A 24,392-nucleotide genomic window follows, 5' to 3' on the forward strand; every position below is an offset into this window, starting at 1 on the left:
ACGTCGCGACCCGGGCGCCGGACGCCGGCGCCTACCCGCGCGCCCGGATGGTCTCGGCCAGCCAGTGGTAGGACGCCTTGGGGGTCCGGTCCTGGGTCTGCGGGTCGATGTGCACGATGCCGAAGGTCTTGGTGTAGCCCTCGGCCCACTCGAAGTTGTCCAGCAGCGTCCACACGACGTAGGCCCGCAGGTCGGCTCCGGCCTCGCGGGCCCGCTCGGCCGCCGCGAGGTGGTCGCGCAGGTAGGCGATGCGGTCCTCGTCGCGCACGGTGCCCTCGACGACGTCGGTGTCCGCACAGGCCGCACCGTTCTCCATCACCAGCACCGGCAGGCCGGTGCGCTCGGCGGTGGTGCGGATCAGCTCGTCGAGACCGCTGGCGTCGATCTCCCAGCCGATGTCGGTGATCGGCTCGCGCACGACCAGCTCGAAGGGCGCCGTGCCCGGGTAGGCGCCGCCCTCGGGGTGGTCGGCCCTGCCGGCGCCGGGCAGGTCCGGACGGACGGGCGTGTAGTAGTTGAGACCGACCCAGTCGGCCGAGCCCTGGACACGCTCGAGGTCGCCGGGTCGGACGAGCTCGTCGTCGGCGAGCTCCGGCGCCACGCGCAGCAGCCCGGCGTCGTACGCGCCGTCGACCAGGGGGTCGAGCCAGACCCGGTTGCGGATGGCGTCGACGCCGTCGGCGACGTCCCGCACCTCTGGACGCTCCGGCTGCTCGGGCCAGATGGGCGCGAGGTTGAGCACGATGCCCACGTCGACCGGGTGAGCGCCGGCGCGCAGCCGCTCGGCGGCCAGCGCGTGGCCGAGCATCAGGTGGTGGGCGGCGCGGTGCGCGCGTCCGCCCTCCCGGCGCCCGGGGGCGTGCACGCCGGCGGCGTACCCGAGGTAGGCCGCGCACCACGGCTCGTTGTGGGTGGCCCAGAGGCCGACGCGGTCGCCGAGGCGCCCGTGGACGACCTCGGCGTAGTCGGCGAAGGCCTCGGCGGTGCCGCGCTCGAGCCAGCCGCCCTCGTCCTCGAGGGGCTGGGGGAGGTCCCAGTGGTAGAGCGTGCCGGTGGGCTTCACGCCGCGCTCGAGCAGGGCGTCGACGAGCCGGTCGTAGTAGTCCAGGCCCCGCTGCTCCACGCGCCCGCGGCCCTCGGGGACGATGCGCGGCCAGGCGACCGAGAAGCGGTACCAGTCAAGACCGGCGCCGGCGACGAGGTCGGCGTCCTCGGTGTAGCGGTGGTAGGAGTCGCACGCGACCGAGCCGTCCGAGCCGTCCCTGATCGTGCCGGGGCGCGCGGTGAAGGTGTCCCAGATCGAGGGGCCGCGGCCGTCCTCGGTGCTCGCGCCCTCCACCTGGTACGACGCCGTGGCGGTGCCCAGCTCGAGGCGCTCGGGCCCGGGCAACCGGGTCGGCAGTGCGGTCGGCGGGACGGTGCGCGCAGGGGTGCTCATGAGGGCAGCCTAGAGCGTCTGGTTTACCGGTCAAGTCGCGGTGTGGGGCGCGGCGTGCGGGAGGAGCGGCGATGACCAGCATCAACGACCTCGCGCGGGAGACCGGGGTGTCCACCGCGACCGTCTCCCGGGCGCTGCGCGGGCTGCCGCGGGTCTCGGACGAGACCCGCGCCAAGGTCATGGACGCCGCCCTGCGGCTGGGCTACGTCCCCTCCCCGCACGCCGTCGGTCTGGCCAGCGGCGGGCAGACCCGCACGGTCGCGATCGTGGTCCTCTTCGTGACGCGGTGGTTCTTCGCGACCGTCGTCCACGGCGCCGAGCAGGTGCTGCGCGAGCGCGGCTACGACGTGCTGCTCTACAACATCGGCGGCGACCCCGACGCGCGACGCCGCGTGCTCCTGACCCAGCTAGTCACCAAGCGCGCCGACGCGCTGATCGTGGTCGGCCTCGGGCCCACGCCCGAGGAGGTGCTGTGGCTCTCCCGGCACGGCATGCCCGTGGTGACCCTCGGGTCCCGGGTGCGGGAGTGGCCCTCGGTCCGCGTCGACGACGACGCGGTCGCCCGCACCGCGGTGTCCCACCTGCTCGAGCTCGGTCACCGCCGCATCGCCTACGTCGGCCAGCTCAGCGACGAGGGGCTCGACCTCGCCACACCCCGTGCTCGCCTGGAGGGCTACCGGGCGTCGCTGCGGGAGGCAGGCATCGAGCCCGACCCCAGCATGGAGCTGGAGGGGCTGTTCACCCTCGAGGGCGGGCACGACGCCGGCGAGCAGCTGATGCGGCGTGCCGACCGGCCCAAGGCGGTCTTCTGCGCCAGCGACGAGATGGCCTTCGGCGTCCTGTACGCCGCCCGGGAGGCCGGGGTGCGGGTGCCCGAGGAGCTCTCGGTGGTCGGCGTCGACGACCACGAGATGGCGCACTACGTCGGGCTGACCACCGTGCGGCAGCCGGTGCTGCAGCAGGGGCGGGTCGCCGCGCGGCAGATCCTCCAGCGGCTCGAGGGCGACGACCGGGAGTACGGCCACGTCAACGAGCACGTCGAGCTGCCCACCGAGCTGGTGCTGCGCTCCTCGACCGCGCCGCCCGCCTGAACCAGGACCGCTGTCGGCGTCCGGTGGCAGGGTGGACGGCATGGGGACGACCGTGCGGGCCGAACCGGCCCGCTTCTTCGACGGAGGAGCGGGCGAGGAGCCGCCGCGGCGCGATCGCCCGCCACGGATCGTGCTGGAGCGCCGCGCACGGGGGGACCAGGAGGTCTTCGCGCTGTTTCGTCGGATCGGCTACGCCGACCGGCACCTGGGCGACCTGGTCGTCCCTGCCGACGTCGGGACCTTCACCACCGACCTCACCTCCGTGCCCTCGGTCTTCGCCTGGCTGGTGCCCCGCACCGGCCGCCACCTGCCGGCCGCCCTCGTGCACGACGCGCTCGTCGCGGACGCCGACGAGCCGGCGTACCTCACCGCGCAGGGGCGGCAGGTCGACCGCGTGGAGGCCGATCGGGTCTTCCGGGACGCGATGGCCGACACCGGCACCGGGGTGGTGCGGCGGTGGCTGGCCTGGAGCGCGGTCACCCTCGCAACGCTGGTGGTGACGCCGCGGACCCAGCTGCCCTGGGGTGCCGTCGAGGGCTGGTGGCGGCGCGGCGTGGCGGTCCTCAGCCTGCTCCTGATCGCCTGGCTCGGCTGGTGCGCCAGCTGGGACCTCGTGGACCGTGCGGCGCTGCTGGCCGTGCCGGTGCCGTGGATGCCGGAGGGGGAGTGGCCCGAGGAGCTGGCCCACGGCGCGGCCGGTGCGGTCGTCGTGCCCCTGCTCCTGGGCCTGCTGTGGGGCAGGTTCCGGGTGGCCGGGGCGGTCCTCGGCGTCGGGCTGGCGCTGCTCCTGCACGTCACCGTGCTGGTGGCGGCCCTGACGCTGCTCTACCGCGGGGTGGAGGCGGTCGCGACGCGCGTGCCGCTGCTGGCCGGGGCGGTGGTCGTCGGCGGTGTCGCGGCGTCGGTCGTGCTGGTGCTCGACGCGCTGGTCTGAGCGGTCGCGGTGTCCCGGGAGGTCCGGGACCCAGGGGGCTCAGCGCAGGGAGTACGTGGCCAGCGAGACGCCGACGTAGTGGCTGACGAACGCCAGGATCGTGAAGGTGTGGAAGACCTCGTGGAAGCCGAACCAGCGGGGCCACGGGTTGGGGCGCTTGAAGCCGTAGACCACGCCGCCGAGGGTGTAGAGCGCGCCGCCGGCGACGATCAGGGTGAAGACCGCGATGCCCACGCCGAGACCGAGGTCGGTGGCGCCCCGGAAGAACCCGGGGATGAAGAAGACCGCGGCCCAGCCCAGGGCGATGTAGATCGGGGTGTAGAGCCAGCGTGGCGCGTCGGTCCAGAAGACGCGGAACGCCACGCCCGCGATGGCGCCGGACCACACCACCGAGAGCAGCACGACCTGTTGGGTTCCCTCGAGCAGGATCAGCGCGAACGGCGTGTAGGACCCGGCGATGAGCAGGAAGATGTTGGAGTGGTCGAAGCGTCGCAGGAAGGCCCACGTCCGCGGTGACCACGTGCCGGTGTGGTAGATCGCCGAGACGCTGAAGAGCACCAGGGCGCTGCCGGCGAACAGTGCCGAGCCGATCCGCGTGGTCGCGGTGGGCGACAGCACGACGAGCACGATGCCGGCGGCCAGGGTGAGCGGTGCGGTGGCCAGGTGCAGCCAGCCTCGGAGCTTGGGCTTGATCTCGCGCAGCTCCGCGCGCAGCTCGTCCCAGTGCTCGGAGACGGAGTCGTGGAGGGAGTCGACCCTCGCGCGGACGGCGTCAGGAACGTGCTGGTTCATGGGTCGAGGGTACCGGCGGGTCACTTCCGGTGACGCGCGATGAGGTGAACCTCTCGTGACCTCGGGGGAGCGGGGCATAACCTTGGCAGGTGGCGGACTGGAAGCGCGGGCTCCGGAGGGTGCTCTACCCGGCGTACGAGGCACGGCTGGTGCGGCGCCTGCCCGAGAGCCTCCCCCGGCACGTTGGCGTGATGCTCGACGGCAACCGTCGGTGGGCGAAGGCCGTCGGACGGGACACCGCCCACGGGCACCGTGCCGGCGCCGCCAACATCGAGCCGCTGCTGGGGTGGTGCGACGAGATCGGCATCGAGGTCGTCACGCTGTGGCTGCTCTCGACCGACAACCTCAACCGTCCCGCCAGCGAGCTCGAGCCGCTGCTGGCGATCATCGCCGATGCCGTCGACTCCCTGGCCGACCAGCGGCGGTGGCGGTTGAACCCCGTGGGCGCCCTCGACCTGCTGCCCTCGGCGACGGCCGAGCGGCTCAAGGCCGCCGCCGAGGCCACCCGTGACGTCGACGGGATGCTCGTCAACGTCGCGGTCTCCTACGGCGGGCGCCGGGAGATCGCCGACGCGGTCCGCTCGCTGCTCACCAGCGCCGCTGAGCAGGGGTTGTCCCTGGAGCAGGTGGCAGCCGAGGTCGACGTCGACGCCATCTCCGAGCACCTCTACACCCGCGGCCAGCCCGACCCCGACCTGGTCATCCGCACCAGCGGAGAGCAGCGGCTCGGTGGCTTCCTGCTGTGGCAGAGCGAGAAGTCGGAGTTCTACTTCTGCGACGCCTACTGGCCCGACTTCCGCCGCGTCGACTTCCTCCGCGCGGTCCGCGCGTACGCCCAGCGGGAGCGTCGCTTCGGCACCTGACCCGTGGGGGGACGGGGCGGGCGACCGGCCGGGTTACGACGCATCCCCCTTCCTGCGTACTGCGCAGTAAGCAGGAAAAGAATGCGGAGTACCCCGCCCGCCGCCCCCACCAGCCACACCCGCCACACCGCCCCCAGCAGCCCCGAAGTTGGCGAATCGGGGGCGCCGCCGTGTCACACGTTGTTCACGCCCCGCACACGGCGTGTCGACCGGATCCGGGTCGGGGGCGGCGTACTTTCGCAAGCACCGGCGAGTGGGGAAGCTCGCCGCACCTGGAGGCCCGATCGTGAGCACTCACGACTGCACAGCACCGCAGGAGATCCCCTGCGGCGTGAGCGGAGGCGGGCACTCCCGTCGTCGGGCGTCCCGGTCCCACCGTGTGAACTAGGGCCGCCACGAGGAGTGCGCGCGTCGGCCCGTGAGGGGTGAATCGTGCCGTCCCAGGCCACCACGTCGCAGCTGTCCCCCACCGCTGGCTCCACCCGGAAGAAGAAGGCCCAGGCTCCACTGGTGCGCACGTACGTGCTCGACACCAGCGTCCTGCTCGCCGATCCCGGCGCACTGCGTCGCTTCGCCGAGCACGAGGTCGTCCTCCCCGTCGTGGTGATCACCGAGCTGGAGGGCAAGCGTCACCACCCGGAGCTGGGCTACTTCGCCCGCACCGCCCTGCGCCTGCTCGACGAGCTGCGCGTCACCCACGGCCGGCTCGACAACGCCGTCCCCGTGGGCGAGGAGGGCGGCAGCATCCGGGTGGAGCTCAACCACACCGACCCCGGCTCGCTGCCCTCGGGCTTCCGCCTCGGCGACAACGACACCCGCATCCTCGCGGTCGCCAAGAACCTTGCCGACGAGGGCGCCGCGGTCACGCTGGTCTCCAAGGACCTCCCGCTCCGCATCAAGGCCTCGGCCGTCGGCCTGGACGCCGAGGAGTACCGCGGCGAGACCATCTCCGAGTCCGACCCCGGCTACTCCGGCATGGCCGAGATGGACGTCCTCGCCTCCGACCTCGACGAGCTGTACGACGACGGGGTGATCGACCTCGGCGAGGCCCGTGACATGCCCTGCCACCAGGGCCTCGTGCTGCTCTCGGACCGCGGGACGGCCCTGGCGCGGGTCGGCGCCGACAAGCGCGTGCACCTGGTCCGCGGCGACCGGGAGGCGTTCGGGCTGCACGGTCGCTCCGCCGAGCAGCGCATCGCGCTCGAGCACCTGCTCGACCCCGAGGTCGGGATCGTCTCCCTGGGCGGCCGGGCCGGCACCGGCAAGTCGGCGATGGCGCTGTGCGCCGGCCTGGAGGCGGTGATGGAGCGCCGGCAGCACAAGAAGGTCGTGGTGTTCCGTCCGCTGTTCGCCGTGGGCGGCCAGGAGCTCGGCTACCTCCCCGGCTCGGAGTCGGAGAAGATGTCGCCCTGGGCCCAGGCGGTCTTCGACACGCTCGGGGCGATGACCTCGCGCGACGTCATCGACGAGGTTCTCGACCGCGGGATGCTCGAGGTGCTGCCGCTGACCCACATCCGGGGACGCTCGCTGCACGACTCCTTCGTGATCGTCGACGAGGCGCAGAGCCTGGAGCGCAACGTGCTGCTCACGGTGCTCTCGCGCATCGGCGCCAACTCCAAGGTGGTGCTCACCCACGACGTCGCCCAGCGCGACAACCTGCGCGTGGGGCGCCACGACGGCGTGGTCGCGGTGATCGAGAAGCTCAAGGGCCACCCGCTCTTCGCCCACGTCACGCTGACCCGCTCCGAGCGCTCGCCGATCGCCGCGCTGGTCACCGAGATGCTGGAGAACATGACGGTCTGATCCCCTGGGCTGACCTCTCCCGACCCACCCGTCACACGCCGGTCCCGCGCGCACGCGGGGCCGGCGTGTGCTCGCTCACGGTCACCGCCCGGGCCACGCCTGAGCGCGGCGGGTCCGGGGTCGGGCCGATTTGGGTGAGCACGGACGCTGGGGCATCGTGACCGATTCGTGACCTTCCGGTCGCACGTTCCCCCGTCGTCGCACCACCTGGTTGTCAGCCTGTGTTCCACCGCTCCTACACGCCCAAGCACGCCGCCCCACGCCCCTCGTCCCAGGGTCGTGCGCAGGGTCGCGCCGTCCTGCGCGCCTCGGCCCGACGTACGACGCTGATCGCCTCGACCGTGGCTGTCGGCGCGACCGGTGCCGCCGTCGGCGCCGGTCTGCTGGTGTCCCCGGTCGAGACGATGGCCACGGTCAGCGCCGACGAGGCCTCCCCGCTGTCGGTGAGCATCGCCCCGGCCGCCGATCGAGAGACCCGTGACGACGACGTGTCGCGCTCGGCCGAGCGCCGCGAGGCGCGTCAGGAGAAGCGCGAGGCGCGGCAGGAGCGCAAGGAGCGCCAGGCCCGCCGCGAGGCCCGCGAGGAGCGTCGCGCCGCGCGGCAGGCTGCGAAGGACCCCCGCTCGGTGGCGCGGACGCTGCTGGGGGAGTACGGCTTCTCCAGCGACCAGTTCGGCTGCCTCGACGCGCTGTGGGTCAGCGAGAGCGACTGGGAGGTCGACGCCGACAACCCGACGTCCTCGGCCTACGGCATCCCGCAGGCGCTCACCGAGACCCACGACCTGCCGGCCGACTACATGACCAATGCCGAGACCCAGATCCGCTGGGGCCTGGGCTACATCGCCGACTCCTACGGCAGCCCGTGCAGCGCCTGGTCGTTCAAGCAGGACAACGGCTGGTATTGAGAGCGGGCGACCGAGACCGACGAAGGAGGTCTCGGTCGGTCCCGCGAAGGTCGAGCGAGTGCGCGGCTGAGCCCGCGAAGCCGCGACCGCGTGTCGAGACCCGGTGACGTACCCGCGGGCGTGACCAGGGGGCCCGCGCGAGATGATGCCCTCCGTGAGCGAGGCATTCGAGTGCGAGATCCAGGCGCGGCTGCGTGACGTCAACCTCGGCGGTCACGTCGACAACGTCGAGGCGATCCGCATCCTCGACGAGGCGCGGATCCTCTTCCTGCGCTTCGCCGACCTCGGGACCGGCGCCGCGCGTCCGGGTCTGCTGGGCGGCGTACCCGACGGCGTGGCCGAGCTCGTCGGCTCCCAGCGGGTCGACTACCACGCCGAGATGCGGTTCGCGGCCTTCCAGTCCTTCCGGCTGCGCCTGTGGGTGCCGCGCGTGGGCCGCTCGTCGTTCACCGTCGCCTCGCAGCTGCGGGTCGAGGACGGCGGGGCCCCGGCGATCGTCGCCGAGACCACCTGCGTGCTGTGGGACCACCACGGCCAGGGATCGTGGGCGATGGACGACGCGGTGCGCACCACCCTCGAGCGGTACGCCGGTGAGCCGGTCGGCCTGCGCTGAGCACGCGCCCGGGGGCCGGCGGGGTCACCGACCGGTCATCGACTCCACGTCCAGGGCGGCGTCGAGCTCGGCCTCGGTGAGGTCGCCGCGCTCGACGTACCCCATCGCGAGCACCTGCTCACGGATCGTGCGTCCCTCGGCCAGCGCCGCCTTCGCGACCTTGGCGGCCTCCTCGTAGCCGAGGTGCTTGTTGAGCGGCGTGACCACCGAGGGGGAGGACTCCGCGTAGGTGCGCATCCGGTCGGCGTCGGCGGTGATCCCGTCGACGCACCGGGTCGCGAGCTCGCGTGAGGAGGCGGCGAGCAGCCGCACGGACTCCAGCACGTTGCGCGCGATGACCGGCATCGCGACGTTGAGCTCGAAGGCGCCGCTGGCGCCGGCGGCGGTCACGGCGGCGTCGTTGCCGACCACCTGGAAGCACACCATCAGCGTCGCCTCGGGCAGCACCGGGTTGACCTTGCCGGGCATGATGCTCGAGCCGGGTTGCAGGTCGGGGAGGTGGATCTCGGCGAGGCCGGTGGTCGGGCCCGAGGACATCCATCGCAGGTCGTTGCAGATCTTGGTGAGGCCGACCGCGTAGGTCTTCAGCGCGCCCGAGAGCTCGACGAGGGAGTCGCGGGTGCCCTGGGCCTCGAAGTGGTTGCGGGCCTCGGTGAACGGCTGGCCGGTCCGCTCGCCGAGCACCTCGATCGCGCGGGCCGCGAAGCCGTCGGGGGTGTTGATGCCCGTCCCCACCGCGGTGCCGCCGAGGGGCAGCTCACGCACGCGGGGGAGCACGGACTCGAGCCGCTCCACGGCGTACCGCACCGTCGCGGCGTAGCCGGAGAACTCCTGCCCGAGCATCACCGGGGTCGCGTCCATCAGGTGGGTGCGGCCGGCCTTCACCAGGCCGCCGAATTCCTCCGCCTTCGCCTCCAGCGACCCGGCGAGCACGTCCAGCGCCGGGAGCAGGTCGTCGACCACGGCGGTCGCCGCGGCGACGTGGATCGCGGTGGGGAAGGTGTCGTTGCTGGACTGGCTGGCATTGACGTGGTCGTTGGGGTGGACCTCGACACCGGCACGGGCGGCGAGCGTGGCGACGACCTCGTTGGCATTCATGTTGGAGCTGGTGCCCGAGCCGGTCTGGAAGACGTCGATGGGGAACGCGTGGTCGTGCTCGCCGGCGGCGACCGCCGAGGCCGCCCGCTCGATCGCGGAGGCCTGGTCGGCGTCCAGCACGCCGAGGTCGGCGTTGGCGACCGCGGCGGCGGCCTTGACGTGGCCCATCGCGTGGACCAGCGCCGGCTCGATCGGCGTGCCGCTGATCGGGAAGTTCTCCACGGCCCGCTGCGTCTGGGCGCGCCACAGCGCGTCGACGGGCACACGGACCTCGCCCATGGAGTCGTGCTCGGTGCGGTACTCCTGCTCGCTCACGTCCTCGAACCTACGCCGCCGCGCCGACACGCCCCAGCCTCGGACGGGTGGGCCCCGCCGAGTCGGCGTATCGAAACGCCGGCTCGGCGTGGGTGGCACCTCAAGGAGGGGGTACGCCGCGCCGAGACCTCTCCCGTGACGACCCTCGCCCCCCCGGCACACCCCACCCCCCACGAGCCCGACCCGACCACCGACCAGCGCCCCGGTTGGCTCGGGTCGTCGCACTCCTGGCTGCCCGACGCAGCGGTCGTCGCCCTGCTGGCTTGGTGGGCCACCTACCTCACGTGGGGCACCGGGGGGCGTGAGCCACACCTGCTCTCGGTCGCCTGCGTGCTCGCCGCGCTGGCCTGGGTCGCGGTGTGACCCGAGCGCACGCTGTCCCTGTGGGCGCTGCTGCCCTCCGCCGCGCTGGCCGCGGGCGCCTGCCTGGTCGTGGCGTTCTCCCCGACCGGCTGGGCGGGGCGCGACGACGCGGGGGCTTGGGTGCTGGCGGCCGCCACCGGGCTGGTGCTGCTGACCTGGGCGGCCGCCTGGCAGGTCATCGAGCGCTGGCCGCTGACCGGCGCCGGCTTCGACGGGTTCCGCGCGGCGACCGAGGCCGTCGGGGTCGGCCACCGGGCCGGTCGGACCGCCTACGTGCACAACGGGTTCCTCCAGGGGCTCACCGACGGCGGCCTGCTGCTGGGTCTGCCGCTGCTGCTGGTCACCCTCGTGCTGGCGGTCGCCGTGTGCCGCGGGTTGCCCGTCGTCGTACGACGTGGGCAGGCGGTGCGCGTGGGCGCCGGTGCCGCGCTCCTGGCGCTTGGACCGGCGACGACAGCCCCGCCACGCACGGCGTGGTGGCCGAGCGTGCTCGCCGTGGCCCTGCTCGCCACCGGGGCGTGGTGGGCCTGGGGCGGCGGGCTGTCGCTCAACGCGCCACTGGGGTGACACCGCGGGCTCATAGGGTGCCGCCATGGCGCAGTGGTGGGAGGACCTGAGCACCCTCGAGGTGCTGCTGCTCGTGCTCGGCATCGTGGTCGGCGGCTCGATCGCCTCCGCGCTCGCCGGTGCGGTGCTGGTGAGGCTGGGCATGCGACGCCCCTGGGTGGTGCGGCGCGCGAGCCGGCTTGCCTACCGACTGATCGAGCTGGTCAAGCGGCCGCTGACCATCGTCGTGCTCGATGAGGTCGTGGCGGTGATCCGCACCGGCCACTACACGAAGAACATCTCCGACGCGCTGCTGGAGAACCACGACGAGCTCAAGCAGATGGTCGCCGAGAAGGTCAGCGCCGACCCCAACGTGCGCCTGGTCAGCAAGCTGCCCGGCTACGACACGATCGTCTCGGAGGTCTCCGAGACCGTGCTTCGCGTCATCGTCGACATGCTCAGCGACCCGCGGATGGACGAGCTCGTCTCCGACCTGCTGCGCAACAACCTCGAGCAGATCCGGGTCGCCGTTCGGCAGCGGGAGCACGAGGCCCACGGGGAGATGGATCCCGCCGACCCGATCCCGGAGGACGCCCCGAGACCGGGGGCCCGACGGGCGTGAGGACCACTACGGTGCGCCGGCGGCGTCGCGTGAGGGCAGGTCTGCGGCCGGAGACATGAGCTGCTCGGCCACGTCGGAGACGTCGGCGACGTCGCCGTCGGTGATCCCGCCGGTCATGGCGGCGCGGTGGAGCAGGGTCCCGACCACGAGGTCGAAGGCGAGTGTGGCGCTCGCCTCCCGCGTCGCTTGCTCGTCGCGCAACGAGGCCACGTAGGGGTCGCGGAGCCGGCTGCGCAGCATGGTCCGCAGGTCGGGGTCCCGTGCGCTGAGGGAGGTGAGGGTGACCAGCACGTGGCGGGTGCCGGGGTCGCGGACGCGCTCGGCGAGCCAGCCCACCGCCGCCCGGACCGACGTGGCGGCCGGCAGAGGGCCCAGCGCGTGCTCGAGGGTGGCGACGGCCAGCTCGTCCTTGCTCCGCCAGCGGCGGTAGAGAGTGGTCTTCGCCACGCCCGCTCGCGTGGCGACCTCGTCGAGACTGATGCGCTCCCAGGAGCGCGCCGCGATCAGCTCGCGTGCCGCCGTCAGGATCCGCCCGCTGACGTCGGCCTGTCGGGGGCGTCCGGGACGGGGGCCCTCCTGGTCTCGCATGGACCCAGTTTATCGCTACCGTTAGTATCGCAACTATGAGTAGCGAAACTTGTCGTCGTGCCCGCCACCTCGGCCCGCGTCGAGCCGGTGCGCCGGCGACGTCGCCCTCGGCCAAGGCCTCCTCGGTGGTCGGCCTGGTGGTGGCCGTGCTGCTGCTCCAGCTGGCCTTCATCGGCAGCTACGTCGGGGCCTTCCACGACCCCTCGCCGCACGACGTGCGCGTGGTCGTCGCCGGCGGTGACTCCGGCGCGGCGGCCGAGGTCCTCGACGGGCTCGACGGCCACCCCGTCGACGTGGCGGCGGCCGCCTCTGTGGCCGCCGCGCGCGAGTCGGTGCGTGAGGGGCGCAGCGCTGCAGCGCTCGTGGCCCGGCCCGAGGGCGCTCGCGACACCCTGTTCCTGGCCTCGGGTGCCGGGGCGACCGAGGCGACCGCGGTCACCCAGCTGCTCGACGCCGTGGAGCAGGCGCGGGGCCGCGAGCTGCGCACGGTCGATCTGGTGCCGCCCGTCGAGGGCGACGCCCGCGGCCTGACCGGCTTCTACCTGGTGCTCGGCTGGTTGGTGGGCGGCTACCTGCTCGCCGCGCTGCTCGGTGTGAGTCGAGGAGCCCGACCCACCGGCCGAGTGGCAGCGGCACGCCGCCTGGGCCTGATGGCCGGGTACGCCGTCGCGTCGGGGCTGGGCGGTGCGCTGCTCGTGGACCGGGTCCTCGGAGCGATCAGCGGGCACTTGCTGGCGCTGTGGGGCCTCGGGACCGTCCTGGTCTTCATCGGCGCCTCCGTCACCGCAGCCCTCCAGGGGCTGCTCGGGACTGCCGGCATCGGGGTGACCGTCCTGCTCTTCGTGGTGCTGGGCAACCCCAGTGCGGGAGGCGCCTACCAGACGGACCTGCTGCCGGCCTTCTGGCGGGCCATCGGGCCGTGGCTGCCCAACGGGGCCGGCACCGCGGCCGTGCGGGAGGTCGTCTACTTCGCAGCCTCCGACGTGGGTCCGCGAGTCGCCGTCCTGGCCGGCTGGGCGTTGGTGGCCGTGACGACGACCCTGCTGGTCTCCGCCCGTCGGCCCGCCGAGCCCGACCCGGTCGCCGAGACCGTCGACCGCGCTCAGGCTGTCGCGCGCGCCAGGTAGAGCCAGTAGGTCTCCTCGCGGTCCTGCAGCAGCACCGGGTGCGGGCGAGTTTCGCAGCCGCCGAGCGCCTCGGTCATGGCGCGCTCCAGCGCCGGTGACTCCTGCGCCGACCACACGACCACGGCACCGCCCGGGCGGAGGGCACGCGCCGCCGTACGCAGGAACGGGGTGCGGTAGATCGCGGCGTTCTCGTCGTGGACGAGGTAGCCGGGACCGTTGTCGACGTCCAGCAGCACCAGGTCGTACGACGCCGGGCGCGCCTCCTCGAGGGCGGCGGCGACATCGGCGACCACCACCGTGACCCGCTCGTCGGCCAGCAGCGTGGGACCGTGCGGGACGGTCCCGTCGCGCATCCAGTCGACCAGCGACTGCTCGATCTCCACGACCGCGGCGCGCTCGACCCGGGGGTCGGTCAGCACCTCGCGGAGCGTGAAGCCGAGACCGAGCCCGCCGACCACGACCGCGCGCGGGTCCTCCACGACCGCGAGGGCCGCGGTGGCCAGCGCGCGCTCGCTGCCGACCTCGCGGGTGTCCATGACGAAGACGCCGTTGGCGCGCAGCTCCAGCACGGTCGGGCCGTCGCCCTCGCGGCGCTGGCGCAGCACCAGCTCGCCTCGCTCGGTCTCGGTGCGGGCCACCTCGGCGTACTCCACCTCCGCCTCGAGGGCGGGCAGGGCGGGTGGTGTCGGCACGTCCGGCATGGCCCCATGCTGCCCGGTCCCGGCGTCGCCATGCGCGACGGCCGGGTGAGGGATGGCACGGATCCGCGACCTACTGTCGAGGCCATGAGTGCAGACGAGCAGGGCCGCGACACCTCGGAGCAGGGTCAGGTCTCCGAGGTGCAGAGCCTCGAGGACGCCGACGAGCCCATCAGCGACGACCAGGCCGTCGCCGGTCAGCCCGACGCCGAGTCCGGCGAGGTCGACGAGGGACCCACCGGCCCCAACAGCCGGGCCGGCTCCGACCGCAACTGACCGGCGACGCAGGCGCACACCTCACCGGGTCTCGACCCGCCGGTCACGCCCTCGTCCCTCGGGCGACTGCTCGCTCACTCGGCCGAGCGCACCCGGATCCCTGAGATCGGCACGGTGACCGCGCCGGAGGGGTCGGTGAAGAAGTCGTTGCCCTTGTCGTCGACGACGATGAAGGCCGGGAAGTCCTCGACCTGGATCTTCCAGACCGCCTCCATCCCGAGCTCGGGGTACTCCAGCACCTCGACGGACTTGATGCAGTCCTGAGCCAGCCGCGCGGCCGGGCCGCCGATGGAGCCGAGGTAGAAGCCGCCGTGCTCCGCGCAGGACTCGGTGACGACCTTGGAGCGGTTGCCCTTGGCCAGCATCACCATCGAGCCGCCCGCGGCCTGGAACGACGACACGTAGGAGTCCATGCGCCCGGCCGTGGTCGGGCCGAAGGACCCGGACGCGTAGCCCTCGGGCGTCTTGGCCGGGCCGGCGTAGTAGACCGCGTGGTCCTTCATGTACTGCGGCATGTCCTCGCCGGCGTCCAGGCGCTCCTGGATCTTGGCGTGCGCGATGTCGCGGGCCACGACCAGCGGCCCGGTGAGCGAGAGCCGGGTCTTCACCGGGTGCTGCGAGAGCGTCTGCAGGATTTCGGACATCGGCCGGTTCAGGTCGATCCGCACCACGTCGTCCTCCGAAGCCGACAGGGCTTCGTCGGTGGTGTCGGGGAGGTACTTCGCCGGGTCGGTCTCGAGCTGCTCGAGGAAGACCCCGTCGGCGGTGATCTTGCCGAGTGCCTGGCGGTCGGCCGAGCAGGAGACGGCGATCGCGACGGGGCAGGAGGCGCCGTGGCGCGGGAGCCGCACGACACGCACGTCGTGGCAGAAGTACTTCCCGCCGAACTGCGCGCCGATCCCGAAGGACTGCGTCAGCTTGAAGACCTCCTCCTCCAGCTCGAGGTCGCGGAAGCCGTGGGCGCTCATCGAGCCCTCGGTCGGCAGGTTGTCGAGGTAGTGCGCGGAGGCGTACTTCGCGGTCTTCAGCGCGAACTCCGCGCTGGTGCCGCCGATGACGACGGCGAGGTGGTACGGCGGGCACGCGGCCGTGCCGAGCGAGCGGATCTTCTCGTCCAGGAAGCTCAGCATCCGCTTGGGGTTGAGGATCGCCTTGGTCTCCTGGAACAGGAAGGACTTGTTGGCCGACCCACCGCCCTTGGCCATGAAGAGGAACTTGTACTCCGGCCCCTTCGGCCCCTCCGCGGTGGAGTAGATCTCGATCTGCGCCGGCAGGTTGGTGCCGGTGTTCTTCTCCTCGTACGTCGTCAGGGGAGCGAGCTGGGAGTAGCGCAGGTTGAGCTTGGTGTAGGCGTCGTACACGCCGCGGCTGATCGCCTCGCCGTCCTCGGCGCCGGTCAGGACAGCCTCGGACTTCTTGCCCATCACGATCGCGGTGCCGGTGTCCTGGCACATCGGCAGCACGCCGCCAGCGGAGATGTTGACGTTCTTGAGCAGGTCGGTCGCGACGAAGCGGTCGTTGCCCGACGCCTCGGGGTCGTCGATGATCTTGCGAAGCTGCGCGAGGTGCGCGGGCCGCAGGTAGTGGCTGATGTCGTGCATCGCCTCGGCGGTGAGCCGCTGGATCGCCTCCGGGTCGACCTTGAGGAACGTGCGCCCGTCGACCTCGACGGTCGAGACGCCCTCGGTCGTGATCAGCCGGTAGGGGGTGTCGTCCTGACCGGTCGGGAGGAGGTCGCTGTACCGGAACTCTGCTTCTGCCACGAGCAGCCAGACTAGTCCGTCCTCCGAGGGGCCCTCTTGACGGGCCGCGGACCGGTCGGTCTAGGGTCGACGCCGTCCACCACGGGAGCTCGCGGCAGCGGGCTGAGAGGGAGCTGGGGCCGCTCCGACCGTCGAACCTGATCCGGTTAAGACCGGCGAAGGAAGCGTCAGGAGCAACCTGTGTCCTCCCATTCCCGCAGCGCCGCGGTGCTGCCGCGCGTGTTCTGCCTCGTCGGTCCCGACGACGACCTGTCCCTGCTGCCGGCGCTCGCAGCTCGCGGGGTGACGGGCTTCCAGGTCCGGGACAAGACCAACGAGGACCGCGACTGCCTCGCGCTCGTGGTCACGGTCATGGCCTCGCTCACGTCGTACGACGTCATGGTGGTCGTCGACGACCGGCTCGACGTCGCCCTGGCGACCGGTGCCGACGGCGGCCACCACGACGGGGCCGACTACGCCGGCTTCGGGCCGATCGGCGTCTCGGGGTCCAAGGCCGACCTGCCCGACCCGCTCGGGGTGGCGGCGCTGAGGGGGGCCACCGGGCACCTGCCTCTGGTGGCGCTCGGCGGGATCGACGTGCCGACGGCCCGGGAGGTGCGCGCGGCGGGGGCCCACGGCGTGGCGGTGATCGGGGCGTTGTGGCGGGCGCGAGATCCGTTGAGAGCAGCCGAGGAGCTGGTCGCGGCGGTCGCCTGATGCGCGTGCTCGTGCGCGGCGCCGGGATCATCGGTCTCGCTGTCGCCGAGGAGCTGCTCCTCCGTGGCCACCGCGTCCGGGTCGTCGACCCCGCGCCCTGCTCGGGGGCCTCGGGAGTGGCGGCGGGGATGCTCGCACCCGCCGCGGAGGCCACCTGGGCAGCCCCCGGCGTCCTGGACCTGGGGCTGCGCGGCCTCGCCCTGTGGCCGGGCTACGCGGAGCGGCTCGGGGTGCCGCTGGCCCCCGCCGGCACCGTCCTGGTGGCCCGCGACGGCCGCGACCTCGTCGAGGCGCGCCGCCAGGCCGCGCTGCTGGCCGAGCACGGGATCGAGGCCGTTCCCCTGGACCCGGCGGCACTAGCACAGGTGGAGCCGAGGCTGACCTCCCGGGCCGCCGGAGGGGTGCTGCTGCCCGGGGACCGGTCGGTCGATCCGCGGGCCGTGCTCGCGGCGCTGCTCGAGCGGGTCGAGGTCGACGCGGGGGATGACGCGGTCGATGCCGGGGTCGACGCCGGGGTCGAGCACGACGTCGAGGTGCTCGCCACCGGGTGCAGCCTGCCCGCGCCGCACTCCCACCTGGTCCGGCCCGTCCGCGGTGAGGTCGTCCGTCTCCGGAGCGACGACCCGCCGAGCTACGTGGTGCGCGGCTGGGTGTTCGGCGAGCCGGTCTACCTGGTGCCGCGGGCGAGCGGCGAGGTGGTGGTCGGCGCGACCGTGGAGGAGCACGACGAGCCGGCGGCCCCCACCGCGGGCGGGGTACGTCGCCTGCTGGCGGCCGCCACCGAGCTGCTGCCCGGGCTCGACCGTGCCGCGGTGGTCGAGGTGGCCGCCCGCGACCGGCCCGGCAGCCCGGACGACCTGCCGCTGGTCGGCCCGACCCACGACCCCGGCGTCGTGTTGGCGGCCGGCCACTTCCGGCACGGGGTGCTGCTGGCCCCGCTGACCGCGCTCCTCGTCGCCGACCTGCTCGAGGGCGCCGACCCCGACCCCCTGACCGATCCTCGACGCCTGCTGGAGGAACCGTGCACGACCCGACCGTGACCCTCAACGGGGAGCGCGTCCCGCTCCCCGCCCACCCGACCCTGGTCACGCTGCTGGCCGGGTTGCCCGGGGGCCTGCCGACCGCTGGTGTCGCCGTGGCCGTGGACGGTGCCGTGGTCCCGCGCGGCGACTGGGACCGCCGTCCGCTGCGGGGCGGAGAGGCGATCGAGGTCGTGACGGCGGTGCAGGGCGGATGACCGGGCACGTGAGCCCCGTCGACGGCTGGGACGTCGGCCGCCAGCACCTCGGTTCCCGACTGCTGCTCGGCACCGGGGGCCTCCCGCACCTGGGCCTGCTGCCCGACCTGCTCGCCGCCGCGCGGCCGGCTGCGGTGACGGTCTCGCTGCGGCGCACCTCCTCCGTCCGCGAGGGTGGGCTGCTGGACACCCTGGGTCGGGCCGGGGTGCCGGTGCTGCCCAACACCGCCGGCTGCACGACCGCCCGCGAGGCGGTGCTGACCGCGCGGCTGGCCCGGGAGGCGCTGGACACGACCTGGGTCAAGCTCGAGGTCGTCGGGGACGAGACCACGCTGCTGCCGGACGCCGTCGAGCTGCTGTCGGCCGCGCGCGAGCTGGTCGCGGACGGGTTCGACGTGCTGCCCTACACCACCGATGACGCGGTCCTGGCCCGCCGGCTCGAGGACGCCGGCTGCGTCGCGGTGATGCCATTGGGGTCACCGATCGGCTCGGGACAGGGCGTCCTCAACCCGTACGCCATCGAGACGCTCGTCGCCTCGGTCGGGGTGCCCGTGGTGCTCGACGCCGGGGTCGGCACCGCCAGCGACGCCGCCCTGGCTCTCGAGCTCGGGTGCACGGCGGTGCTTGCCGCCAGCGCCGTGACCCGCGCCGCCGACCCGGTCGCGATGGGGGCCGCCCTGGCGGCCGCCGTCGAAGCGGGCCGGCTCGCGCGCGGCGCGGGACGGATCCCACGGGCCACCACGGCCCGGGCCTCGAGCCCGGTGACGGGTCGGGTGGTCCCGTGATCGAGGGGCTGCCGCGGCTGATGCTGCTGACCGATCGGTCCCAGCTGCGCCTGGGGCGGGGACTGGCGGGCACGGTCGAGGAGTGCGTGGCCGCCGGGCTTCGCCGGGTGGTCGTGCGTGAGCACGACCTGGAGCGGGCCGCGTGGACCGCGTTGGTCGACCGGCTGCTCGCGCTGCCGGACCTGGAGGTGCTCACCTCGCGTCGTGCCCACCCGCGGGCGCACGGGCTGCACCTCGCGGCGCACCAGCGGCCCACCTCGCAGCGGCACGGGCGGTCCTGCCACGGCGCCGGGGCGCTGGACCGCGCAGCACGCGAGGGCGCACGGTGGGCGACGCTGTCGCCGTACGCCGCCTCCGCCAGCAAGCCCGGCCACGGTCCGCCGGTCGACCGCGCGCTGCTGGCCATGGGCGCGGTCATGCGGGCCGCTGACCCGGCGGCCGAGACCGCACGGCTGCTGAAGGCACTGGGCTCGGAGGTGGCGCTGTGACGCCCCGCGTGGCCGTGTCGATCGCGGGCACCGACTCCGGAGGCGCCGCCGGCCTGGCGGCGGACCTGACGACCTTCGCCTCCCTCGGCGTCCACGGCGCCTGCGTCGTCACGGCCGTGACCGCGCAGGACACCCTCGGCGTGCGCTCGGTGCACCGCGTGCCGGTCCCGGAGGTGGGCGCCCAGCTCGATGCCGTCCGCGGCGACCTGCCGGTCGCGGCGGCGAAGACCGGCATGCTCGGCGGCGCGGCTGTCGTCGACCTCGTAGCCGGGCGTCTGGGACGCGGGGGCGACCAGCCGGTGCCCCTCGTCGTCGACCCGGTGCTGGTCGCGACGAGCGGCGCGGAGCTCGGGGACCGGGCCGTCATTGCGGCGTACCGCTCCCTGCTCCTCCCCGTCGCCACCCTCGTCACCCCCAACGCCGACGAGGCCGAGGCCCTGCTCGGCCGGTCGCTGCCCGCCCGCGACGCCGCGGCCGGGCTGGCCGACCTGGGCTGCACGGTGCTGCTGACCGGGGGAGACCCCGGCGGCCCGGAGTGCACCGACTGGTGGGCGCTCCCCGGCCACGACCCGGTGCCGCTGCCCCACGAGGCGGTCGACACCGAGAACGACCACGGCACCGGCTGCACCCACAGCGCGGCGCTCACCGCCCTCCTCGCCCGTGGCGAGGCCCCCCTCGAGGCGGCGACCCTCGCCGCCCGCTTCACCGCCGACCGGCTCCGTGCCGGTCGGCACTGGGACCTCGGCCGCGGCCGCGGCCCGGTCGCCCACACCCACCCCGCCCTGGAGGAGACCAGATGACCACCAGCCCGATCGAGCCCCTGCACCCGGCCCACCGCCGCGTGCTCGTCGACCACGACGGCCTGGCCGTCCCCGTGACCCGCGTCGACCTGACCAACGGGGAGACCTTCGACCGCTACTGCACCTCCGGCCCGGACCCCCGCCCGGACGGGTCCCTGCCGCCACTGCGTGAGCAGTGGATCGCCCGTCGAGAGGGTGGCCCGGTCACCCAGCTCGCGCTCGCCCGCGCCGGTGTGGTCACGGAGGAGATGCGCTACGCCGCGGCGCGTGAGGGCTGCGACCCCGAGCTGGTGCGCAGCGAGATCGCCGCCGGACGCGCCATCATCCCCGCCAACACCCGGCACACCGAGCTCGAGCCGATGGTCATCGGTCGGCGGTTCCTGGTGAAGATCAACGCCAACATCGGCACCAGCGCGGTCACCTCCGACACCGCCGGCGAGGTCGAGAAGCTGCGGTGGGCGGTGCGCTGGGGGGCTGACACCGTCATGGACCTCTCGACCGGTCCCGGCATCCACGAGACCCGCGAGGCCGTGCTGCGCTCCTCGCCCGTGCCGATCGGCACCGTGCCGATCTACCAGGCGCTGGAGAAGGTCGGCGGCGACGCCTCGCGGCTGTCGTGGGAGGTCTACCGCGAGACCGTGCTCGAGCAGTGCGAGCAGGGGGTCGACTACATGACCGTGCACGCCGGGGTGCTGCTGCGCCACGTCCCGCTCACCGTCGAGCGGGTCACCGGGATCGTCTCGCGCGGCGGGTCGATCATGGCCGGCTGGTGCCTGGCCCACCACGAGGAGAACTTCCTCTACACCCACTTCGACGAGCTCAGCGAGATCCTGGCGGCCTACGACGTCGCCTACTCCCTCGGCGACGGCCTGCGTCCCGGCTGCCTGGCCGACGCCAACGACGAGGCCCAGCTGGCCGAGCTGCGGACCCTCGGCGACCTCACCCTGCGCGCGTGGGAGCGAGGCGTGCAGGTGATGGTCGAGGGCCCCGGCCACGTCCCGCTCGACCTGGTGCCCGAGAACGTCCGCCTCGAGCAGGAGTGGTGCCACGGCGCGCCCTTCTACACCCTGGGCCCGCTGGCGACCGACGTCGCGCCCGGCTACGACCACATCACCTCCGCGATCGGTGCCGCCACGATCGCCCAGCACGGCACCGCGATGCTCTGCTACGTGACGCCCAAGGAGCACCTGGGCCTGCCGGACCGCGACGACGTGCGCACCGGGGTGGTCACCTACAAGCTCGCCGCGCACGCCGCCGACGTCGCCAAGGGGCACCCGGGTGCCCGCGAGTGGGACGACGCCCTGTCGCGGGCGCGGTTCGAGTTCCGCTGGCACGACCAGTTCGCGCTCTCCCTCGACCCGCCGCTGGCGCAGGCCTACCACGACGAGACGCTGCCCGCGGAAGCGGCGAAGACGGCGCACTTCTGCTCCATGTGCGGCCCGAAGTTCTGCTCGATGCGGATCAGCCAGGACGTCCGTGCGGCGTTCCGCGCCAAGAGCGAGGAGTTCCTGGAGCTGGGTGCGAGCGTCTACGTCGAGGAGCCGGCCGGCTGAGGCCGGCGTCCTGGTCCCACCGCGGGGCCCCGGCCCTAGGGTGAGGTCCATGGAGGAGGAGCAGGCCCGGATGAGGATCTCCGACGCCGACCGGCACCAGGTCTCGGAGGTGCTGCGCGAGGCGGCGGGGGAGGGGCGCCTGGACTGGGAGGAGCTCGAGCAACGCCTCGAGGCGGCGTACGCCGCGCGCACGTACGCCGAGCTGCTGCCGCTGACCGCCGACCTGCCCTCCGGGTCGACCCCCGTCCCGGTGTCGGCCCCGCAGCCCCCTGCGCGTGAGGTGTCCGGCGTGAGCGGGACCAGGCGGGCGTTCGCGATGTGGGGCGCCGTCGAGCGCAAGGGCACCTGGGACCTGACCGACCAGCTGACCGTCGGGGTCTGCATGGCCGGCGCACAGCTGGACCTGCGGCAGGCACGGTGGCCCGAGGGGGTGCCGGTGATCAGCGCCTACGCGGTGATGGGCGGGGTGCAGATCGTCGTCGACCCCGACACCGAGGTCGTGATGGAGGGCATCGGCATCATGGGCGGCTTCGCGGGGCCGTCCGGTCTGGTCGACCAGGCGCCCGGCATCCCGACGCGACGCGTGCGCGTGCGCGGCGTCGCCTTCTGGGGAGCCGTCGCGGTGGAGCGCAAGCACGCGATCGGTCCCGGGGGTGCCGCGGAGGACGGCGCACGGCGCGAGCTGGACTGACCCTGCGTCCTGGCCGTGCCGCACGACTGCGGTCGGCACCGACGTACGCGCGTACGCCCTGTGCAAGCGCTTACGCGTAGGCTAGGGTGACCGGCGTCACTTCACGACGGATCGTCCGGCACGTGCCTGCCGGTGAAGGAGATGGGAATCAATGGCGTCTGTGAGTTTCGAGAAGGCCCAGCGCTGGTACCCGGGGTCGGACACCCCGGCCGTGCCGGGCATCGACCTGGAGATCAACGACGGCGAGTTCATGGTGCTCGTCGGCCCCTCCGGCTGCGGCAAGTCCACGACCCTGCGCATGCTCGCGGGCCTGGAGGAGGTGAACTCGGGCACCATCAGGATCGGTGACCGCGACATCACCCACCTCCCGCCCAAGGACCGCGACATCGCGATGGTCTTCCAGAACTACGCCCTCTACCCGCACATGAGCGTCGCGGAGAACATGGGCTTCGCGCTGAAGATGGCGAAGATGCCCGTGGAGGAGCGCAACAAGCGTGTGCAGGAGGCCGCGCAGATGCTCGGGCTCACCGAGTACCTCGACCGCAAGCCGAAGGCGCTCTCGGGCGGTCAGCGCCAACGTGTCGCGATGGGCCGCGCGATCGTCCGGCAGCCGCAGGTCTTCTGCATGGACGAGCCCCTGTCGAACCTCGACGCCAAGATGCGCGTGCAGACCCGCACCGACATCGCCAAGCTCCAGCAGGACCTCGGCATCACGACCGTCTACGTCACCCACGACCAGGTCGAGGCCATGACGATGGGCGACCGTGTCGCGGTCATGAAGCTGGGCGTCCTGCAGCAGGTCGACACCCCGCTGAAGCTCTACGACAAGCCGGCCAACCTCTTCGTCGCCGGCTTCATCGGCTCGCCGCAGATGAACCTCATCGAGGCCGTCGCCAAGGACGGCAAGGCATTCATCGGCGAGTACGAGGTGCCGGTCGACCCCGCCGCCGCTGCGAAGATGAAGGGCAACATCACCATCGGGGTGCGCCCGGAGAACTGGCGGATGGTCGACTCCGGCCAGGGCCTGCCGGTGAAGACCACGGTCGTCGAGGAGCTCGGCGCCGACGCCTACCTCTACGGCACCAGCGACGTCGAGGGCACCCCGTCGGCGCTCATCGTGCGCACCAGCGGTCGCGACCACGTCCGCAAGGGCGAGGTCTTCCACGTCTCCACCGACCCCCAGCACGTGCACGTCTTCGACACCGACACCGGGGAGCGGCTCTCCGACTGATCCGGTCGCACCCAGCGCGCCGAGCCGGTGCGGGGCCCTCCTGGGGGCTCCGTGCCGGCTCGTCCGTCGTCGCGGCGGGGCTTGGTCGGGTGCGCTCAGGCCCGGTCGGCCGTACGCCGGATGGCGGCAGTGAAGGTGTCGAAGAGCTCCTCGGGCAGGTCGTGGCCCATGCCGTCGACCAGCACCAGCTCGGCGCCGGGGATCGCGGCAGCGGTCGCCCGGCCGCCGGAGACGTGCACCATCTTGTCCGCCAGGCCGTGCACGACCAGGCTCGGCACCCGCACCCCGCGCAGCCGCGGCTCGCGGTCGGGCTGGGTGAGGATCGCGACCATCTGCCGCAGCGTCCCGGCGGCGCTGACCCCGTGGTCCCAGGTCTCCGCGGCGCGGACCCGGTTGTCCTCCTCGGTGACCGGGTAGGCCGGGGAGCCGAGCAGCGACCACATCCGCGTGCTCTGGGCGACGTACGCCTCCTTGCCGGTGCGGCCCCCGGTGAGCAGCGGCGGCAGCAGTGAGGGGTGCTGCCAGCCGACGGTCCGTCGCCCCGTCGTCGACATGATCGAGGTCATCGAGCGGACCCGGCGCGGGTCCGCCAGCGCCATCGTCTGCACGATCATGCCGCCCATCGAGATGCCGGCGACGTGCGCCGACTCGATGCCGAGGTGGTCGAGCAGGCCGAAGCCGTCGGCGGCCATGTCGTCGAGGGAGTACGGCGCGCGCACCGGCAGCCCGGCGAAGGCACGCACCAGCGTGGCGCGGGTGACCTTCCCGCGCATCCGGCTCGACCGGCCGGCGTCGCGGTTGTCGAAGCGGATGACGTGGAAGCCCTCGTCGGCCAGCCGCAGGCACAGTGCGTCGTCCCACCAGGTCAGTGGCCCGCCGAGGCCCATGACGAGCAGGAGTGGCTCACCGTCGGGGTCGCCGAAGGTCTGGTAGCACAGCTCGACGCCGGTGCTGACGGGCGCGCGGAGCAGGTCGGTGACCAGATGGGTCATGCGGCCAGTAGACCGTACGGACCATCTGTGGACCACCGGCGTCCGTTTCTTCGTGTCTCACCTCACAGGAGGTGTTACGTCGTC

At 73.3% G+C, this 24,392-nt stretch carries 27 protein-coding genes and 1 riboswitch; of the genes, 20 read left to right on the top strand and 7 right to left on the bottom strand.

Annotated features, from left to right (window positions below; genetic code table 11):
* Positions 1 to 31: 31 nt before the first annotated feature.
* Positions 32 to 1,438, bottom strand: a complete 1,407-nt coding sequence (locus tag A6R01_RS14240) for a GH1 family beta-glucosidase (protein ID WP_292607068.1) — start codon at positions 1,436 to 1,438, stop codon at positions 32 to 34.
* A gap of 71 nt (positions 1,439 to 1,509) precedes the next feature.
* Here A6R01_RS14240 and A6R01_RS14245 point away from each other — a divergent pair, with 71 nt between their 5' ends.
* Entirely contained in the window at positions 1,510 to 2,529 is a 1,020-nt protein-coding gene (locus A6R01_RS14245) for a LacI family DNA-binding transcriptional regulator (RefSeq protein WP_292607070.1), read from the top strand.
* Positions 2,530 to 2,569: 40 nt separating this feature from the next.
* Complete coding sequence (locus A6R01_RS14250) at positions 2,570 to 3,463, top strand: DUF1353 domain-containing protein (protein WP_292607072.1); 894 nt, start codon at positions 2,570 to 2,572, stop codon at positions 3,461 to 3,463.
* 39 nt (positions 3,464 to 3,502) lie between these two features.
* Here A6R01_RS14250 and A6R01_RS14255 read toward each other — a convergent pair whose 3' ends face one another.
* Positions 3,503 to 4,255, bottom strand: coding sequence for a hemolysin III family protein (locus tag A6R01_RS14255; protein WP_292607076.1), 753 nt, complete (start codon positions 4,253 to 4,255; stop codon positions 3,503 to 3,505).
* An 89-nt stretch (positions 4,256 to 4,344) separates the two neighbouring features.
* Here A6R01_RS14255 and A6R01_RS14260 point away from each other — a divergent pair, with 89 nt between their 5' ends.
* The 4 genes from A6R01_RS14260 to A6R01_RS14275 all read left to right on the top strand — a co-directional run bounded on the left by A6R01_RS14260 (position 4,345) and on the right by A6R01_RS14275 (position 8,439).
* Positions 4,345 to 5,118: an isoprenyl transferase gene (locus A6R01_RS14260; RefSeq protein ID WP_292607079.1), complete on the top strand. Its 774-nt coding sequence runs from the start codon at positions 4,345 to 4,347 to the stop codon at positions 5,116 to 5,118.
* A 459-nt stretch (positions 5,119 to 5,577) separates the two neighbouring features.
* Positions 5,578 to 6,921: a PhoH family protein gene (locus tag A6R01_RS14265; protein ID WP_292607293.1), complete on the top strand. Its 1,344-nt coding sequence runs from the start codon at positions 5,578 to 5,580 to the stop codon at positions 6,919 to 6,921.
* A 221-nt stretch (positions 6,922 to 7,142) separates the two neighbouring features.
* Positions 7,143 to 7,826, top strand: coding sequence for a lytic transglycosylase domain-containing protein (locus A6R01_RS14270; protein WP_292607082.1), 684 nt, complete (start codon positions 7,143 to 7,145; stop codon positions 7,824 to 7,826).
* Positions 7,827 to 7,980: 154 nt separating this feature from the next.
* Positions 7,981 to 8,439: a thioesterase family protein gene (locus tag A6R01_RS14275; protein ID WP_292607085.1), complete on the top strand. Its 459-nt coding sequence runs from the start codon at positions 7,981 to 7,983 to the stop codon at positions 8,437 to 8,439.
* A 24-nt stretch (positions 8,440 to 8,463) separates the two neighbouring features.
* Here A6R01_RS14275 and A6R01_RS14280 read toward each other — a convergent pair whose 3' ends face one another.
* Positions 8,464 to 9,852 carry an aspartate ammonia-lyase gene (locus tag A6R01_RS14280; protein ID WP_292607088.1) on the bottom strand — a complete coding sequence of 463 codons (1,389 nt, stop codon included), beginning with the start codon at positions 9,850 to 9,852 and terminating at the stop codon, positions 8,464 to 8,466.
* Between the two features lie 135 nt (positions 9,853 to 9,987).
* On the opposite strand from A6R01_RS14280, the gene A6R01_RS14285 reads away from it, so the two are divergent.
* The 3 genes from A6R01_RS14285 to A6R01_RS14295 all read left to right on the top strand — a co-directional run bounded on the left by A6R01_RS14285 (position 9,988) and on the right by A6R01_RS14295 (position 11,383).
* Positions 9,988 to 10,215 carry a hypothetical protein gene (locus A6R01_RS14285; protein WP_292607090.1) on the top strand — a complete coding sequence of 76 codons (228 nt, stop codon included), beginning with the start codon at positions 9,988 to 9,990 and terminating at the stop codon, positions 10,213 to 10,215.
* Positions 10,216 to 10,284: 69 nt separating this feature from the next.
* Positions 10,285 to 10,782, top strand: a complete 498-nt coding sequence (locus A6R01_RS14290; RefSeq protein WP_292607092.1) for a hypothetical protein — start codon at positions 10,285 to 10,287, stop codon at positions 10,780 to 10,782.
* Between the two features lie 25 nt (positions 10,783 to 10,807).
* Positions 10,808 to 11,383 carry a hypothetical protein gene (locus A6R01_RS14295; RefSeq protein ID WP_292607095.1) on the top strand — a complete coding sequence of 192 codons (576 nt, stop codon included), beginning with the start codon at positions 10,808 to 10,810 and terminating at the stop codon, positions 11,381 to 11,383.
* Between the two features lie 6 nt (positions 11,384 to 11,389).
* On the opposite strand, the gene A6R01_RS14300 is transcribed toward A6R01_RS14295, so the two are convergent.
* On the bottom strand, positions 11,390 to 11,971 hold the full coding sequence (locus A6R01_RS14300; protein WP_292607097.1) for a TetR/AcrR family transcriptional regulator: 582 nt from the start codon (positions 11,969 to 11,971) through the stop codon (positions 11,390 to 11,392).
* Between the two features lie 35 nt (positions 11,972 to 12,006).
* On the opposite strand from A6R01_RS14300, the gene A6R01_RS14305 reads away from it, so the two are divergent.
* Positions 12,007 to 13,098, top strand: coding sequence for a DUF3533 domain-containing protein (locus tag A6R01_RS14305; RefSeq protein WP_292607101.1), 1,092 nt, complete (start codon positions 12,007 to 12,009; stop codon positions 13,096 to 13,098).
* Here A6R01_RS14305 and A6R01_RS14310 read toward each other — a convergent pair.
* The gene (locus tag A6R01_RS14310) at positions 13,074 to 13,799 is read right to left on the bottom strand and encodes a hypothetical protein (RefSeq protein ID WP_292607103.1); all 726 of its coding nucleotides are present in this window, start codon (positions 13,797 to 13,799) and stop codon (positions 13,074 to 13,076) included. The genes A6R01_RS14305 and A6R01_RS14310 overlap by 25 nt on opposite strands.
* 84 nt (positions 13,800 to 13,883) lie before the next feature.
* On the opposite strand from A6R01_RS14310, the gene A6R01_RS14315 reads away from it, so the two are divergent.
* Complete coding sequence (locus A6R01_RS14315) at positions 13,884 to 14,072, top strand: hypothetical protein (RefSeq protein ID WP_292607106.1); 189 nt, start codon at positions 13,884 to 13,886, stop codon at positions 14,070 to 14,072.
* Positions 14,073 to 14,146: 74 nt separating this feature from the next.
* Here the strand turns inward: A6R01_RS14315 and A6R01_RS14320 are convergent, their stop codons facing one another.
* Complete coding sequence (locus A6R01_RS14320) at positions 14,147 to 15,835, bottom strand: fumarate hydratase (protein WP_292607110.1); 1,689 nt, start codon at positions 15,833 to 15,835, stop codon at positions 14,147 to 14,149.
* A 71-nt stretch (positions 15,836 to 15,906) separates the two neighbouring features.
* A riboswitch (TPP riboswitch) is annotated at positions 15,907 to 16,017 on the top strand.
* On the opposite strand from A6R01_RS14320, the gene A6R01_RS14325 reads away from it, so the two are divergent.
* The 9 genes from A6R01_RS14325 (at position 16,016) to ugpC (ending at position 23,316) form a co-directional block, all read left to right on the top strand.
* Entirely contained in the window at positions 16,016 to 16,531 is a 516-nt protein-coding gene (locus tag A6R01_RS14325; protein ID WP_292607113.1) for a thiamine phosphate synthase, read from the top strand. It overlaps the preceding riboswitch by 2 nt.
* Complete coding sequence (thiO, locus tag A6R01_RS14330; protein ID WP_292607117.1) at positions 16,531 to 17,571, top strand: glycine oxidase ThiO; 1,041 nt, start codon at positions 16,531 to 16,533, stop codon at positions 17,569 to 17,571. Before A6R01_RS14325 ends, thiO begins: the two co-directional genes overlap by 1 nt.
* Complete coding sequence (gene thiS, locus A6R01_RS14335) at positions 17,553 to 17,768, top strand: sulfur carrier protein ThiS (protein ID WP_292607120.1); 216 nt, start codon at positions 17,553 to 17,555, stop codon at positions 17,766 to 17,768. The genes thiO and thiS overlap by 19 nt, the downstream gene beginning before the upstream one ends.
* A gap of 8 nt (positions 17,769 to 17,776) precedes the next feature.
* Positions 17,777 to 18,553 (top strand): thiazole synthase, encoded by a 777-nt coding sequence (locus A6R01_RS14340; RefSeq protein ID WP_292607122.1) that lies wholly within the window; start codon positions 17,777 to 17,779, stop codon positions 18,551 to 18,553.
* Positions 18,550 to 19,041: a hypothetical protein gene (locus A6R01_RS14345; RefSeq protein WP_292607125.1), complete on the top strand. Its 492-nt coding sequence runs from the start codon at positions 18,550 to 18,552 to the stop codon at positions 19,039 to 19,041. The genes A6R01_RS14340 and A6R01_RS14345 overlap by 4 nt, the downstream gene beginning before the upstream one ends.
* Positions 19,038 to 19,841 carry a bifunctional hydroxymethylpyrimidine kinase/phosphomethylpyrimidine kinase gene (gene thiD / locus A6R01_RS14350; protein WP_292607127.1) on the top strand — a complete coding sequence of 268 codons (804 nt, stop codon included), beginning with the start codon at positions 19,038 to 19,040 and terminating at the stop codon, positions 19,839 to 19,841. Before A6R01_RS14345 ends, thiD begins: the two co-directional genes overlap by 4 nt.
* A 164-nt stretch (positions 19,842 to 20,005) precedes the next feature.
* On the top strand, positions 20,006 to 21,394 hold the full coding sequence (thiC, locus tag A6R01_RS14355; RefSeq protein ID WP_366925113.1) for a phosphomethylpyrimidine synthase ThiC: 1,389 nt from the start codon (positions 20,006 to 20,008) through the stop codon (positions 21,392 to 21,394).
* Between the two features lie 49 nt (positions 21,395 to 21,443).
* A complete protein-coding gene (locus tag A6R01_RS14360; protein WP_292607131.1) occupies positions 21,444 to 22,085 on the top strand; it encodes a DUF1707 domain-containing protein in 642 nt (213 codons plus the stop codon).
* 151 nt (positions 22,086 to 22,236) lie between these two features.
* Positions 22,237 to 23,316, top strand: a complete 1,080-nt coding sequence (ugpC, locus tag A6R01_RS14365; RefSeq protein ID WP_292607134.1) for a sn-glycerol-3-phosphate ABC transporter ATP-binding protein UgpC — start codon at positions 22,237 to 22,239, stop codon at positions 23,314 to 23,316.
* A 95-nt stretch (positions 23,317 to 23,411) separates the two neighbouring features.
* On the opposite strand, the gene A6R01_RS14370 is transcribed toward ugpC, so the two are convergent.
* Positions 23,412 to 24,308 (bottom strand): alpha/beta hydrolase, encoded by an 897-nt coding sequence (locus tag A6R01_RS14370; RefSeq protein ID WP_292607138.1) that lies wholly within the window; start codon positions 24,306 to 24,308, stop codon positions 23,412 to 23,414.
* Positions 24,309 to 24,392 lie beyond the last annotated feature (84 nt).

The sequence above is a fragment of the Nocardioides sp. REDSEA-S30_B4 genome (assembly GCF_001627265.1).
In the GTDB taxonomy this organism is placed as follows: domain Bacteria; phylum Actinomycetota; class Actinomycetes; order Propionibacteriales; family Nocardioidaceae; genus Nocardioides.

Excerpts from the sequence above, each read along its gene's own strand:
- thiO (WP_292607117.1), top strand. The coding sequence starts at position 16,531 with ATGCGCGTGCTCGTGCGCGGCGCCGGGATCATCGGTCTCGCTGTCGCC.
- A6R01_RS14250 (WP_292607072.1), top strand. The coding sequence starts at position 2,570 with ATGGGGACGACCGTGCGGGCCGAACCGGCCCGCTTCTTCGACGGAGGA.
- A6R01_RS14315 (WP_292607106.1), top strand. The coding sequence starts at position 13,884 with ATGAGTGCAGACGAGCAGGGCCGCGACACCTCGGAGCAGGGTCAGGTC.
- A6R01_RS14370 (WP_292607138.1), bottom strand. The coding sequence starts at position 24,308 with ATGACCCATCTGGTCACCGACCTGCTCCGCGCGCCCGTCAGCACCGGC.
- ugpC (WP_292607134.1), top strand. The coding sequence starts at position 22,237 with ATGGCGTCTGTGAGTTTCGAGAAGGCCCAGCGCTGGTACCCGGGGTCG.
- A6R01_RS14310 (WP_292607103.1), bottom strand. The coding sequence starts at position 13,799 with ATGCCGGACGTGCCGACACCACCCGCCCTGCCCGCCCTCGAGGCGGAG.
- A6R01_RS14255 (WP_292607076.1), bottom strand. The coding sequence starts at position 4,255 with ATGAACCAGCACGTTCCTGACGCCGTCCGCGCGAGGGTCGACTCCCTC.
- A6R01_RS14295 (WP_292607095.1), top strand. The coding sequence starts at position 10,808 with ATGGCGCAGTGGTGGGAGGACCTGAGCACCCTCGAGGTGCTGCTGCTC.
- A6R01_RS14300 (WP_292607097.1), bottom strand. The coding sequence starts at position 11,971 with ATGCGAGACCAGGAGGGCCCCCGTCCCGGACGCCCCCGACAGGCCGAC.
- A6R01_RS14360 (WP_292607131.1), top strand. The coding sequence starts at position 21,444 with ATGGAGGAGGAGCAGGCCCGGATGAGGATCTCCGACGCCGACCGGCAC.
- A6R01_RS14245 (WP_292607070.1), top strand. The coding sequence starts at position 1,510 with ATGACCAGCATCAACGACCTCGCGCGGGAGACCGGGGTGTCCACCGCG.
- A6R01_RS14240 (WP_292607068.1), bottom strand. The coding sequence starts at position 1,438 with ATGAGCACCCCTGCGCGCACCGTCCCGCCGACCGCACTGCCGACCCGG.
- A6R01_RS14305 (WP_292607101.1), top strand. The coding sequence starts at position 12,007 with ATGAGTAGCGAAACTTGTCGTCGTGCCCGCCACCTCGGCCCGCGTCGA.